Here is a 929-nt window from a genome sequence, read left to right on the forward strand (position 1 = left end):
TGTTTAGCCCGGACAGATCACTGACGGGTGTTCGGAGACATAGCTGACACATCAACATTGGCTGGATTGGTCCGATTCGGGAGGCCGTCCATGCCGTGGAGTGAGATGTCAGCAATGGATCAGCGCCAGGAGTTCGTGCGGCTGGCTTTGCAGGAAGGCGCCAATCGGCGCGAGCTGTGCCGGCGGTTCAACATCAGCCCTGACGTCGGCTACAAATGGTTGCGGCGCTGGCAGGCCGGCGATCGGGAGCTGGCCGACCGCTCCCGTTGCCCGCATGCGATGCCCAAACGCAGTGAGGCTGCGGTCGAGGCGCAAGTGCTGGCCGTACGGGACAAGCATCCGGCTTGGGGAGCGCGGAAGATCGCCCACTGCCTGAAGCGGAGCGGGCAGACGGTGCCGGTGCCGTCAACGGTGCACCAGATCCTGTGTCGGAACGGTCGGGTCAAACCGAGCGAGAATGCACCGCCCAATCCGGGGCATCGCTTCGAGAAGGAAGCTCCTAACCTGCTGTGGCAGATGGACTTCAAGGGTCACCTGCCGCTCGCCAACGGGACGCGATGCCATCCGCTGACCGTTGTCGACGATCACTCGCGCTATGTCCTGTGCTTGAAGGCCTGCGCCGACGAGCAGCGTCTTACCGTGCAGGATCACCTGACGACGACGTTCCGCTGCTACGGCCTGCCGGAGGCTTTCTACACCGACAACGGCTCACCCTGGGGCGATACGTCCGGCGTTCGTTGGACCGGGTTGAAGGTGTGGCTGCTCAAGCTCGGTGTCAGGGTGGTGCACGCCAGGCCCTGTCATCCGCAGGCGCGCGGCAAGAACGAGCGCTTCCATCGCACCCTGAAGGCCGAGGTTTTTGCCATGCGGCGCTTCCGCACCCTCTCGGAAGTCCAGCGCGCCTTCGATGCCTGGCGACCGGTCTACAA

Annotated in this window: 1 protein-coding gene; it reads left to right on the forward strand. The window is 64.0% G+C overall.

Annotation, left to right across the window (positions count from 1 at the left end):
* Window positions 1-90 precede the first annotated feature (90 nt).
* The coding region (locus CV770_RS41195; protein WP_104466330.1) for an IS481 family transposase at window positions 91-929 on the forward strand (839 nt) is incomplete at its 3' end.

Origin of the sequence: Bradyrhizobium sp. AC87j1, from assembly GCF_002936975.1 — a bacterium.
Lineage (GTDB): Bacteria > Pseudomonadota > Alphaproteobacteria > Rhizobiales > Xanthobacteraceae > Bradyrhizobium > Bradyrhizobium shewense.